The organism is Ruegeria sp. 6PALISEP08, assembly GCF_001238295.1.
In the GTDB taxonomy this organism is placed as follows: domain Bacteria; phylum Pseudomonadota; class Alphaproteobacteria; order Rhodobacterales; family Rhodobacteraceae; genus Ruegeria.
Window position 1 is genome coordinate 115938 of the sequence record NZ_LGXZ01000003.1, and the last position, 11704, is coordinate 127641.

Annotated in this window: 13 protein-coding genes; 11 read left to right on the forward strand and 2 right to left on the reverse strand. The window is 59.1% G+C overall.

Features of this window, described 5'->3' with window-relative positions; genetic code table 11:
* Window positions 1-173: 173 nt before the first annotated feature.
* Window positions 174-530, forward strand: a complete 357-nt coding sequence (locus tag ALB80_RS06015; protein WP_050603137.1) for a hypothetical protein — start codon at window positions 174-176, stop codon at window positions 528-530.
* Window positions 531-545: 15 nt separating this feature from the next.
* Here ALB80_RS06015 and ALB80_RS06020 read toward each other — a convergent pair whose 3' ends face one another.
* A complete protein-coding gene (locus tag ALB80_RS06020) occupies window positions 546-1481 on the reverse strand; it encodes a glyoxylate/hydroxypyruvate reductase A (protein WP_050603138.1) in 936 nt (311 codons plus the stop codon).
* Between the two features lie 131 nt (window positions 1482-1612).
* On the opposite strand from ALB80_RS06020, the gene ALB80_RS06025 reads away from it, so the two are divergent.
* The 4 genes from ALB80_RS06025 to ALB80_RS06040 are packed head-to-tail and all read left to right on the forward strand — an operon-like array spanning window position 1613 to window position 5308.
* Entirely contained in the window at window positions 1613-2842 is a 1230-nt protein-coding gene (locus ALB80_RS06025; RefSeq protein WP_371255959.1) for an acyl-CoA dehydrogenase family protein, read from the forward strand.
* Between the two features lie 7 nt (window positions 2843-2849).
* A complete protein-coding gene (locus ALB80_RS06030; RefSeq protein ID WP_050603140.1) occupies window positions 2850-3656 on the forward strand; it encodes a thioesterase family protein in 807 nt (268 codons plus the stop codon).
* A gap of 21 nt (window positions 3657-3677) precedes the next feature.
* Window positions 3678-4376, forward strand: coding sequence for a DUF1007 family protein (locus ALB80_RS06035; RefSeq protein WP_253276825.1), 699 nt, complete (start codon window positions 3678-3680; stop codon window positions 4374-4376).
* Complete coding sequence (locus ALB80_RS06040; RefSeq protein ID WP_050603141.1) at window positions 4361-5308, forward strand: nickel/cobalt transporter; 948 nt, start codon at window positions 4361-4363, stop codon at window positions 5306-5308. Before ALB80_RS06035 ends, ALB80_RS06040 begins: the two co-directional genes overlap by 16 nt.
* Here ALB80_RS06040 and truA read toward each other — a convergent pair.
* The gene (truA, locus tag ALB80_RS06045) at window positions 5305-6072 is read right to left on the reverse strand and encodes a tRNA pseudouridine(38-40) synthase TruA (RefSeq protein WP_050603142.1); all 768 of its coding nucleotides are present in this window, start codon (window positions 6070-6072) and stop codon (window positions 5305-5307) included. The two genes, ALB80_RS06040 and truA, sit on opposite strands and share 4 nt — an antisense overlap.
* Before the next feature lie 107 nt (window positions 6073-6179).
* On the opposite strand from truA, the gene ALB80_RS06050 reads away from it, so the two are divergent.
* The 6 genes from ALB80_RS06050 to ALB80_RS06075 all read left to right on the forward strand — a co-directional run bounded on the left by ALB80_RS06050 (window position 6180) and on the right by ALB80_RS06075 (window position 11671).
* Window positions 6180-7595: a YcjX family protein gene (locus ALB80_RS06050; protein WP_050603354.1), complete on the forward strand. Its 1416-nt coding sequence runs from the start codon at window positions 6180-6182 to the stop codon at window positions 7593-7595.
* Window positions 7592-8047 (forward strand): GNAT family N-acetyltransferase, encoded by a 456-nt coding sequence (locus ALB80_RS06055; RefSeq protein WP_050603143.1) that lies wholly within the window; start codon window positions 7592-7594, stop codon window positions 8045-8047. Before ALB80_RS06050 ends, ALB80_RS06055 begins: the two co-directional genes overlap by 4 nt.
* Window positions 8040-9029 carry a YcjF family protein gene (locus ALB80_RS06060; RefSeq protein ID WP_050603144.1) on the forward strand — a complete coding sequence of 330 codons (990 nt, stop codon included), beginning with the start codon at window positions 8040-8042 and terminating at the stop codon, window positions 9027-9029. Before ALB80_RS06055 ends, ALB80_RS06060 begins: the two co-directional genes overlap by 8 nt.
* Window positions 9030-9089: 60 nt before the next feature.
* Window positions 9090-9800: a VIT1/CCC1 transporter family protein gene (locus ALB80_RS06065; protein WP_050603145.1), complete on the forward strand. Its 711-nt coding sequence runs from the start codon at window positions 9090-9092 to the stop codon at window positions 9798-9800.
* A gap of 75 nt (window positions 9801-9875) precedes the next feature.
* Complete coding sequence (locus ALB80_RS06070; protein ID WP_050603146.1) at window positions 9876-11192, forward strand: SDR family oxidoreductase; 1317 nt, start codon at window positions 9876-9878, stop codon at window positions 11190-11192.
* Complete coding sequence (locus ALB80_RS06075) at window positions 11192-11671, forward strand: DUF2269 domain-containing protein (RefSeq protein WP_050603147.1); 480 nt, start codon at window positions 11192-11194, stop codon at window positions 11669-11671. The genes ALB80_RS06070 and ALB80_RS06075 overlap by 1 nt, the downstream gene beginning before the upstream one ends.
* The last annotated feature ends 33 nt before the right edge of the window (window positions 11672-11704 follow it).

Consider the following 11704-nt stretch of genomic DNA (forward strand, 5'->3'; position numbering starts at 1 on the left):
ATGAGCCTCGGGGTCGTTTGTAAGGCAATATGGGCACAAAGGTTTGGAGCAGAAAGGTCCACCTGCGCGATAGGTTTGTTCGGGATATTTTGAAGGTCGGCGTCTAGGGCTTGGCCCTGCCGCGCCGGAGGTATATCGTTGGACACAAATGATTTCAGTTCTGTGAGGCCGCTATGAAAGCCCAGTTTTTGCCTGCAATCGCCGCTTGTGGCGTTCTTTTCATGGCCGGTTTGGCTGACGCCAAGCCGCTGTCGCGAATCATTGCTGAAATGGGCTTGTCGCCTGCGGATTTCGAAGTGGTCAACGCAACCGCGAACACATTGCTGACCAGTGGGACACCGTCTGTGGGTCAGGAACGGGCCTGGAATAACGACGATACCGGATCGAAAGGCACGATCCGGGTGCAGAATGTGCAGGGAAATTGCGTCAGCCTTCAGCACGTCATTCAGCCGGAAGGTGGGGATCAGAGCCGCGAGATCAGAACCCGCCGATGCAATGACGGCAATGGCAACTGGATTCTCACGCCCTGATCTTAGGTGCGGACCTCAATAGCCCTGTTCCCGATCCACTTCATGCAGCAAGGGTGCGCCAGAGCTGAGGCGTCGAAAGTTCTCGGCAACGTCAGAGAGCGCATCGCCCAGATGCCAACCCGAGATATGCGGTGTGATCGTTACAGCGGGATGGGCCCACAACGGGCTGTCCTGAGGCAGCGGTTCCTGTGATGTAACGTCCAGCACGGCATGACCCGGAGTGCCGTTATCAAGGGCGGCGATCAGGGCGTCTTCGTCAATCAGATCACCACGCCCGGCGTTCAACAGTTGGCTGCCGGGTTTCATCATCGCCAGTGTTTTTGCATCGAACAAACCAACGGTCTGTGGTGTCGAAGGCAGAATGGCACACACATGATCGCACTGACCCAAAAGCTGCGGCAGGGTGTCCTGCCCATGCAGACAGGTCACACCTTCAATGGTTTTGGGCGTGCGGCTCCAACCCATGACCTGAAATCCGATGGTCCGCAGCATCAGGGCGGTGCGAGCCCCGATGTGACCCAGACCCAGAACGCCAACGACCGTATCAGGTGTAAAGATCGGCTCACGCGGCGACCATTCCGCTCGGGTTTGGGCAGCCTCATGAAACGCCATGTGCCTTTGAGTGCGCAGGATGTAAGCCAAAAACCATTCGGCAATACCTTGCGCCGGTGCATCCGGTTTCAAACGCGCAACCCGGATACGGGTCGGAAGATCAGGATGGCTGACAATGGTTTCCACGCCCGCCCCCAACTTCTGAACCAGTTCCAGGTTCGGCAGACGCGCAGGATGGTCGCTTTGCATGTTGACCAGGGCCAGCATCGTGATGTCTTCGGGATTCCCAAGCGTTTCCGGAGTGCGGATATCGGCATCAGGCGCTGTGGCCCGCAATTTGGCGGCTATTTCACTGTCGCCTATCCAATCGGACAGCCCGGTATCGATCAACAACGCCATGCGCGGCTCCTGCTTAGCTTTTGAAGTGGTGACGTCCCGTCACTGTGGTGGACAGGCTTGGGGCAATTAAGCCATCCTTGCCGCGAAAGTACAGTCCGGTTTCGATGCCTCAGGAGGATGCGTCCGTGAATATGTCATTTACCCTGCGCGAGGAAAACCGCGTTCTTCTGCAACGTGTTGCCGATATGATCCGGGATGAGATCATGCCGCTGGAAGAAGAATACCACGCCGAAATCAACAAGGGTGACCGCTGGCAATATACCAAACGGCAGGCCGAAATTCTTGAGGGGCTTAAGGCCAAGGCCAAAGCGGCGGGGCTGTGGAATTTCTGGTTGACCGACAGTGACAAAGGATTTGGGCTGACCACCGTGGAATATGCTTATTTCGCTGAAGAAATGGGCAAGACCCCCCTTGGGGCCGAAGTGTTCAATTGCTCTGCCCCGGACACCGGCAATATGGAAGTTTTCGAACGCTACGGGTCCGAGATGATGAAAGAGCAATGGCTGAAGCGCCTGCTCGAAGGTGAAATCCGGTCTGCCTATCTAATGACCGAGCCTGATGTGGCCTCGTCTGATGCAACCAACGTGTCGATGTCCTGCGTTCGGGACGGGGATGACTATGTTCTGAACGGTGAGAAATGGTGGTCCTCTGGCGCAGGCGACCCGCGGTGCAAGGTCTATATCGTCATGGTCAAAACCGGCGGCGACGAACAACCCAAGCACAAGCGGCAATCGATGATCGTGGTGCCTGCCGACACAAAAGGCATTGAGGTCCTGCGACCCATGCAGGTTTATGGCCACGATGATGCACCGCACGGTCACATGCATATCCGGTTCACCAACGTGCGCGTGCCGGCCCAAAACATCCTGCTGGGCGAAGGGCGCGGATTTGAGATTGCGCAGGGTCGCCTTGGGCCGGGCCGAATCCACCATTGTATGCGCGCGATAGGGCAGGCCGAAATCGCGCTGGAGCAGATGTGCAAACGGTCGCTGCAACGCGAGGCGTTTGGCAAGAAGCTGGCGCAGCTTGGGGCCAACTACGACATTATTGCTGAATGCCGGATGGAGATCGAGATGGCCCGCCTGCTGTGCCTGAAGGCCGCTTGGTACATGGATCAGAGCGATGCGCGGGCCGCCGCGCCGTGGATCAGCCAGATCAAGGTCATCGCACCACGGGTTGCGCTAAAGGTTATTGACGAAGCGGTGCAGATGTTCGGGGCGCAAGGTATCAGTCAGGACACACCGCTTGCGACGGCCTGGACTCATGTGCGGACCCTGCGACTGGCCGATGGGCCGGATGCGGTGCATCGCCGTCAGGTGGCACGGACCGAGTTGAAGAAATACACGCAAGAAAAGATCTGAGGGGCCAATGGCAGCAGCGCTCGATTTCGCCGGCAAAGCCTATTTTCATCAACAGGAAGACGGGGCATTTGTCGGCAATGATCCCGCGCGCGGTCCGTGGTCTGCCGAGCACTGCCATGCGGGGCCAGTGAGTGGACTGATCGTGCGGGCGGCGGAAACCGAGGTTGGTCCGGAAAAGATGCTGACACGTTTGACTGTCGACCTGTTGCGCCCTCTGCCGCTGGCCGGTCTGCGGGTTGCAGCAGAAACCACGCGCCACACCAAGACGCTGGCCACCACACGTGTTACGGTCCACGACCTGAACGACACGCTTTGTGCGACGGCCTCGACTATGCATCTGGTGCGTCGTGATCTAGGGCCGGTTGCAAATGTCAAAACCATCGCGCCCCGGATCGAGGATGCAGCCGACGGCCCGTTTCCAATTGGAGAGATTCGTCATGACCTGCCCGGTTTTGCCCATTACAGCGACATTCGGTATCCGAAAGGCGGTAAGCAGGGGGCCGGGCCCAAAACGGTGTGGATGCGGACCCCGCAGCTTTTGCAGGGTGAGGTTCAATCGCCAATTCAAGCCCTGTGCCCGTTGGCCGATTGCGGCAATGGCATCTCGTGGAACGCGCCGACCTCGGAAATGGGTTTCATGAACACCGACCTGACCGTGAATATACACCGCGAGCCGGTTTCGGACTGGTTGGCCGCTGACTCGATCTCGCATTGGCAGCCGTCCGGCATCGGGATGTCACAATCGGTGCTTTACGATACGGAAGGCCCCGTAGGAACCGCGTTGCAGACGCTGGTGCTGTTTCCACCGGGCTGACACTCGGCCGGTTTTTGCGGTGTGACGGCAAAAGCCGTTGCCGCCGTGGACCGCGGGACCTATCTTGCGGTCATGCGCTGGTTACTCTCAGTCATTTCCTGCTGCCTGCCGATCCCGGCCATGGCCCACCCGCATGTGTTTATCGACACTGGGCTGGAGTTCATCGTGGATGAAAATGGCCAACTGACCCATGTCCGCGTGACATGGGCCTATGATGAGCTGTTTTCGCTGTTGCAACTGGAGGATATGCGGTTGGATCAGGACGGTGACGGTGTGCTGACCCAAAACGAGGAAGAGTTTCTGACCGGGTTCGACGCGCAATGGATTGAAGGATATAATGGCGATCTGATTGTGACTGCCGCAGGAGTGCCGGTTGCCCTGTCTGCCCCCCTCTCCCCAAGTGCCACAACCGAGGATGGCCGCATCGTCACTACGCATTTGCGCGCGGTCGAAGGTGGTTCAGTCCCCGCCAGCGCCTTGTCGGCAAAGGCGTTTGATGAGACCTATTACACGGCCTACGAAGTGACGCGCCCAGTTGTCGTGACAGGCCCTGCTGTCTGCCAAATAGAGCGTTTTGACCCGGATATCGATGGCCAATTGGCTCAGATGCAGGCGTTCCTGCTGACGTTGGACGCAGATTACGATCTTGAGGAAAACGACATTCCCATGGTCGGTGAAAACTTTGCCACCGAGATTCGCATTTCATGTCCCGCTACCTGATTGTTCCGGTCGCTCTTGCGTGTGGTCTGCTGCTCTGGTTCTGGGGAAGCGGCGGGTTTGACTCCCTTGCGGCTTGGGCCGCAGGCGAGCAACGCGAATTCCAGAACCAGATCGCTCGCGCGTTGCGTGCCGCACGCGCAGAGCAGCCCGAAGCAGTAGCCACGCTGTTGACGGTGTGTTTCGCCTATGGCTTCTTTCACGCCATCGGCCCCGGCCACGGCAAGGTGTTGATCGGCGGGTATGGGCTGGGTCGACGCGTGGCATTTTGGCGGCTGTCAGCGATCAGCGTATTGTCCAGCCTGGGACAGGCTGTGACGGCCGTCGTTTTGGTCTATGCCGGGGTGCTGGTGTTTCAGATGTCCCGTCAAAGCCTTGTTGGCGCGACCGAGCAGGTCATGGCCCCCATAAGCTATGGCGCGATTGCGTTGATCGGGCTTTGGTTGGTCTTCCGGGCCTTGCGCAGTTTTGCGCGGCGTAAAAAAAGCCAGTCTGCGCATGATCATCACCATCCTCACAGTCACCATCATGATCACCATGATCACACACATCACCATGATGACGGTGTCTGCTCGGATTGTGGCCATCGGCATGGACCAACAGCGGAAGAGGTCGCAAATGTGGGCACTCTGCGCGAAGCCCTGATCCTGATCGCAGGCATTGCAGCGCGGCCCTGTACAGGTGCTTTGTTTGTGTTGATCCTGACCTGGCAGATGGGCATTGCGATGGTAGGTATCGCCGGCGCATTTGCAATGGCGCTGGGCACGGCCACGGTAACAACGCTGGTCGGCTGGACATCCTTCGGTCTGCGCGGAGGGCTGTTGGCCTCTGCCTCGGCCACGCGCTTTGCCTCGGTTCTTGCCCCGACCATCGAACTGGTCGCTGGTCTTGTCATCGCGGTGATTGCCGGTGGTTTGCTGATGCGGGCGATTTAGTCGAACACCGGTTCCGGGTAGCCAACCCGCGCCAGATACAGCCCTTGTGGCGGGCACACCGGGCCACAGGCCGCACGGTCGGCAACTTTCAGCGCGCTACGGACGTCTTCAGGTGTCCAAGCTCCGGCACCGACACGCTCCAGAGTGCCGACGAAGCTGCGTACCTGATTGTGCAGGAAGGATCGGGCGCGCACGTGGAAATGAACCTCGGGGCCCGAAAAGCCCTGTACCTGCTCGACCCGCAGCTCATCCAAGGTTTTGACCGGGCTGGCCGCCTGACAGATCGAGGATCGGAAAGTGGTGAAATCATGCCGCCCCAGCAGCATGTTTGCCCCGTCCTGCATGGCGTCGACATCCAATTGGTGATTGATCTGCCAGACCTGCCCCCGGTCATGGGTGGCCGGTGCACGGCGCATCAGAATGCGGAACAGATATTGCCGTTCGACCGCTGAAAACCGGGCGTGCCAATCCTCATCGACCCGTGCGGCCTTCACAATCGCCACCGGCTGCGGTTTGAGGTGATAGTTCAGCGCCTCGGACAGGCGGAACGGATCCCAGTCCTTGGCCATATCGCAATGGGCAACTTGCCCTAATGCGTGGACCCCGGCGTCGGTGCGCCCTGCGGCGGCAATTGTATGCGCACCTGGTTGGATGCGAGACAGGGCCTGTTCAATGGCTCCCTGTACCGACGGCTGATCCTTTTGCCGCTGCCATCCGGCAAACGGCTCACCTTGGTATTCAACTTTCAACGCGTATCTGGGCATGTGCCGCTGGTACCGCGCGATGCGGAAACGGGCAAGGGGGCGAAAGCGCTGGTATGTGCTGCACCCTCTACCTATCTTGGGTGAAACGAAAATTGCGGGGCGGCAGATTGGTCATCTCATCACTGGCAGACAGTCTTGTGCGCGGTGTCGAAACTATCGGCGACAGCGTGTCCGAAACGTTTTTCGAGCCGGTCATCCGTCTGGGTGTCACCGGGCTGGCACGGTCGGGCAAGACGGTTTTCATCACCTCGCTGGTGGCAAACCTGCTGGACCGGGGGCGCATGACCGGGTTGGCCGCGCAGCAGGAAGGCCGGATCAATGCCGCCTATCTGCAACCGCAGCCGGACGATACTGTGCCGCGTTTCGACTATGAATCGCATTTGTCCGCCCTGACAGGTCCTGCGCCCCATTGGCCGGACAGCACCCGGGCCGTGTCGGAATTGCGCCTGTCCTTCAAAGCGCGACCCGCCGGGCTGCTTGCCGGGTTGCAGGGGCCGCGTACGATACATCTGGATATCGTAGACTATCCAGGTGAGTGGCTGCTGGATTTGGCTTTACTGGACAAATCCTTCGAAGACTGGTCGCAAGAAACCCTGACACGCATGGAGACACGTGCTGAAGCAGCTGAGTATCTGGCGCAGGTAAATGCAACTGACCCGTCCGGTGCGCATGACGAGCCAACGGCGCAGGCGCTGGCGTCGTCGTTTACCACCTATCTCAATCAGGCACGTGACGTCGGTTTTTATGACTGCACGCCGGGGCGTTTCCTGTTGCCGGGTGACCTGGCGGGCTCGCCGGTTCTGACTTTTGCGCCTTTGGCACTGTCCGGACAGTCGCGCCGCAAAACTCTTCACCGCGAGATGGAACGGCGGTTTGAGGCCTATAAATCCCAGGTGGTGAAACCCTTTTTTCGCGACCACTTTTCGCGGATCGACCGGCAAGTAGTTCTGGTTGATGCCCTGGGGGCAATCCACAAAGGTCCGCAGGCGGTCGAGGATATGCGCCGCGCGATGGCCGATATCCTGTCGGCCTTTCGTCCGGGCCGGAACGCGTGGCTCAGCCAGCTGTTATTAGGCAAACGGGTCGAACGCATCCTGTTTGCGGCGACAAAAGCCGACCATCTGCACCACACGCAACACCCCCGCATGACTGCAATCATCGAAGCCCTGACGCGCGAGGCACGAGACCGGGCAAATTTTGCAGGAGCCCAGACGGCGGCCCTGTCCTTGGCCTCGCTGCGCGCGACGACGGAAGAACTGCGCAGTCACAATGGGGTAGAGTTGCCATGTGTAAGGGGCACTTTGTTAGAGAGCGGGAAGCAGGCCGCTTTTTATCCGGGCGAATTGCCCGAGGATCCAGCGCATCTTTTGGGCCCGGCGCGAAACGGGGCGGACAGCTGGTTGGATGAGGATTATGGATTCATGGCATTTGCCCCGGCGCATCTGACCCTGAAACCCGGCGATGGCCCCCCGCATATCCGTCTGGATCGCGCGGTCCAATTCCTGATCGGAGACAGGCTGTGACTGTGGCCCTGCGCTCTGCACGGACAACAGATGCCGGTACCATCGGGACAATCCTGCATGGTTTTACCTTGGAAAACGACTGGATGCCCGCGCTGCACAGCTGCGCCGAAACCATCGCCTTTTGTGGTCGGATGATTGACCAGAATTGGGTCACTGTGGCCGAAACCGAATATGGTGTGGTCGGGTTTCTTGCGTTCAACGGCACGGAAATCCATTCGCTCTATCTGGATGCGCAGGCGAGGGGGCAAGGAATCGGGCAGCAACTGCTGGATCATGCGAAATCGCGACAATCCCAGCTTAGCTTGTATGCATTTCAGGCAAACACACGCGCCTGCAAGTTTTATGAACGCAATGGCTTTGCCGAAGTGGGGCGCAGGGATGGCGCGGAAAACGACGAAAACCTGCCGGACATAAGATTTGTCTGGCACAGCAAAGGTATGACTCATGGCTAAAGGTCCGGTTCTGATCGATCTTGAAACGGATGAACCCGCCGCCGATGTCGCGCAGGCCCCGCCGGTACCGGATATCGCGCAACCTCAGGGGCAAGCGATGCAGAGCGCGGTGCGGCTTGCGTCCCGCAAACCGTCGGCGCTTGCGCGTTGGTTCTGGGGCTTGGCCTTGGCTGTTATTGGCGCGGCCGTTTCTGTCGCCGCGTGGGATTTTGCGACCTCGCTGGTGGCGCGGACGCCCGTTCTGGGGTGGATCATCACCGGCTTGCTGGCCGCACTGGTTCTGGTGACGCTGATCATAGCCCTGCGCGAACTGGCGGCTTTGGGGCGCTTGTCGAGGGTCGATGGAATGCGCCGCGCGGCGGATACGGCCTTGGCAGACGGCGATCTGGCCCAGGCACGCGTTGTCACCAATCGTCTGATCACTTTTTACAAAGGGCGGGAAGAGACCCGCTGGGGTCGCGACCGACTGGCAGAGCGTATGGGCGATCAATTTGATGCCTCGGCGTTGCTGAGCCTTGCCGAACATGAACTGCTGGCCCCACTCGACGAAGCCGCCAGTCGTGAAGTCGAGGCCGCCGCGCGGCAGGTCGCCACCGTGACCGCATTAGTACCATTGGCTTTGGCAGATGTTGTGACAGCGCTGGCCGCATCGCTTAGGATGATCCGCCGCGTTGCGGAAATCTATGGCGGTCGCGCCGGCACGCTGGGCAGTTGGCGTCTGACCCGTGCCGTTTTTGTACATCTGGTCGCCACAGGGGCGGTGGCCGTTGGCGACGATCTGCTTGAACCCGTTTTGGGCGGATCCGTCCTCAGCAAGTTGTCACGGCGTTTTGGAGAGGGTCTGGTCAACGGCGCCCTCAGCGCCCGCGTGGGCGTGGCCGCGATGGAGGTTTGCCGCCCGCTGCCGTTCTCGGACAGGCACAAACCGTCAACGCGGGGCATCATCAAACGTGCCCTGCAGGGCCTGTTTTCCAAGGGTTGATCCAAAGCAAAGCGTCATTACCCACCCTTCGGCACACTGAGTATGTCGGAGGAGCCAGCCATGACGGATCACGGTCACAGCCCGCAGGAAATCGCCGAACGGATCAATGCACCGCCCGGCCGAGGTGTGTTGCGCGATGTTGTATATGGCGGCATCGACGGGTCCGTCACCACTTTTGCCATCGTGGCTGGCGTTGCTGGGGCGGGTCTTTCCCCGTTTGTCATCGTGGCGTTGGGACTGGCGAATGTGCTGGCTGACGGATTTTCCATGGCCGCCGGCAATTATTCAGGTACCAAGGCCGAACTGGACAACATTCGACGCATTCGGGCGATTGAGGAAAGCCACATAGCGTTGTACCCGGATGGCGAGCGGGAAGAAGTGCGAGAGATTCTTGCGCAAAAAGGGCTGTCGGGAATCGTTTTGAACGAAGCTACGGCAGAGATTACATCGAGCCGTGAAAACTGGATCAACCTGATGATTGAGGGCGAATATGGATTGGGCAGCGTTGATCCACATCCGATGAAGGCTGCGCTGGCTACGTTTTTTGCATTTCTCGTGGCCGGGATGATCCCCCTGCTGCCGTTTTTGGCATCGGTCCCGAGTGCATTTGCGATGTCTGCATGGATGACCATGGGGGTATTTTTTGCGATAGGCGCGCTCAAAAGCCGATGGTCGCTGGCCCCGTGGTGGCGGTCAGGGATGGAGACGCTGTTGATCGGCGGGCTGGCCGCGTTGATCGCTTATCTGGTAGGGTCACTGTTTCATCCTTAATTGTCGCAGTCTGCGGATCACAACTGGCCATTGCCACCCAGTCAGATAGATAGGTTTAAAACAGGTGAAAGGCCGATGGCAGGTCACGATATTTCTGAAAAAAACGTTTTAGTTTTGGGTTCTTATGGCTTCATTGGCGCTGAAGTCACGCGGGCTTTGCAGGCCGAAGGTGCCCGTGTTCAAGGCATGGTGCGCAATCTTGCGTTAGGGGCAAAGGTATTGCCGGGCGTGCCGCTAACAAAGGGTGATCTTCGCACGCTCGTTCACAAGAAAGATTGGCAGGGCTTGCTTGTCGGCGTGGATGTCGTGGTGAATTGCGCGGGCGCGTTGCAGGATAACGCAAGCGACGATCTTGAAGCAGTTCACCACACCGCAATTTCAGCCTTGGCAAAGGCCTGCGCAGAAAGAGGTATCGGCGTTGTCCAGGTTTCCGCCATCGGAGCAGAACCGGACGCAAGCACCCATTTCCTGCGCAGCAAGGCGGCCGGAGATGCCGCTTTGCGTGCGTCAGGCGTTCCGCTTTGGGTGCTGAAGCCGGGGCTAGTCATCGGGCAGACGGATTATGGTGGGACAGCGTTGTTGCGTATGTTGGCTGCTGTTCCATGGGTGCAGCCACTGGCTTATCCTGATACACCGGTTCAGAGCATTGGGATGCCTGATCTGTGCGACGTTGTGATCTCTGCTGTTGACGGGCGCTTGCCTCAAGGCCGTTATGATTTGGTCGAGGATACACCCCACAGATTGTCAGACGTGGTTCAGAATACGCGGCAGTGGCTTGGGTTTCCTGCTGCGCGGATCGGTTTTACCGTGCCGCCCGTCATGACGTATGCAGTTGCGAGGCTGGCAGATGGGCTGGCCTGGTTTGGGTGGCGGTCCCCGCTGCGCAGCACTGCGATGACCGTCATGGCAGATGGCGTGACCGGGGACTCCGCCCCTTATCGGGCAGCAACAGGGCGCGGGTTTGCTTCTTTGCCCGATATTTACGCCGCGATTCCCTGCGCGCGTGAACACCGGTTGAGCGCGCGGATGGCCTTATTGATGCCACTGGTGGTGGCGACGCTCAGCCTGTTCTGGCTGTTGTCGGGATTGTTTGGATTGACGGGCTTGTCCACTGCCTCGGAGGTTCTGACCGGAGCAGGGTGGTCAGCACCTATGGCCATGACAAGCGTTGTGTTCTGGTCTTTGGTAGACATTGCGCTGGGCTTGGCCGTCCTGTGGCGTCCCTGGGCTGCGCGGGCCTGTTTGGCGCAGTTTGGTGTGGCCTTGTTCTATCTGATGGCCGCCTCAATCACTGCACCCGACTTGTGGTCTGACCCGCTGGGTCCCTTGGTAAAAATCCTGCCTGCGATGATCTTGTCGCTTGTTGCGCTGCCCATGCTGGCCAGTCGATGATGGATCCCGACCTGATCCTGCGCTGGCTGCATGTCATTGGTGCCTGTGTCCTGCTGGGTACGGGGGCGGGGATCGCCTTTTTCATGCTGATGGCGCATCGCAGCAACGACCCGAAGATCGTCGCGCATACGGCAGGCATTGTTGCGCTGGCTGACCTTCTGTTCACGACAACGGCGGTGATACTGCAACCCATAACCGGCGCTCTGTTGGCCTGGCGCATTGGGTGGTTGTTGAGTGAAGGGTGGATTATACTGTCTCTGGTGCTTTACGTGCTGACCGGCCTGTTCTGGTTGCCGGTGGTGTGGGTGCAATTCAGGATGCGAGATTATGCCCGAACCGCCATGGAACAGGGGACACCGTTACCGCCAGACTACCACCGTCTGTTTCGATTTTGGTTCGCCTGCGGGGTGCCTGCCATTCTCGCAGTGCTGACCATCCTATGGTTGATGGTCGCGCGTCCGGCCATTTCAGTGATTTAAGCCGGGTGGAAGCTTTCCTGACTATTATTGGTG

Bases quoted from the DNA above. Each gene is read 5' to 3' on its own strand.
- ALB80_RS06015 (WP_050603137.1), top strand. From the start codon at position 174: ATGAAAGCCCAGTTTTTGCCTGCAATCGCCGCTTGTGGCGTTCTTTTC.
- ALB80_RS06020 (WP_050603138.1), bottom strand. From the start codon at position 1,481: ATGGCGTTGTTGATCGATACCGGGCTGTCCGATTGGATAGGCGACAGT.
- ALB80_RS06025 (WP_371255959.1), top strand. From the start codon at position 1,613: ATGTCATTTACCCTGCGCGAGGAAAACCGCGTTCTTCTGCAACGTGTT.
- ALB80_RS06030 (WP_050603140.1), top strand. From the start codon at position 2,850: ATGGCAGCAGCGCTCGATTTCGCCGGCAAAGCCTATTTTCATCAACAG.
- ALB80_RS06040 (WP_050603141.1), top strand. From the start codon at position 4,361: ATGTCCCGCTACCTGATTGTTCCGGTCGCTCTTGCGTGTGGTCTGCTG.
- truA (WP_050603142.1), bottom strand. From the start codon at position 6,072: ATGCCCAGATACGCGTTGAAAGTTGAATACCAAGGTGAGCCGTTTGCC.
- ALB80_RS06060 (WP_050603144.1), top strand. From the start codon at position 8,040: ATGGCTAAAGGTCCGGTTCTGATCGATCTTGAAACGGATGAACCCGCC.
- ALB80_RS06065 (WP_050603145.1), top strand. From the start codon at position 9,090: ATGACGGATCACGGTCACAGCCCGCAGGAAATCGCCGAACGGATCAAT.
- ALB80_RS06070 (WP_050603146.1), top strand. From the start codon at position 9,876: ATGGCAGGTCACGATATTTCTGAAAAAAACGTTTTAGTTTTGGGTTCT.
- ALB80_RS06075 (WP_050603147.1), top strand. From the start codon at position 11,192: ATGGATCCCGACCTGATCCTGCGCTGGCTGCATGTCATTGGTGCCTGT.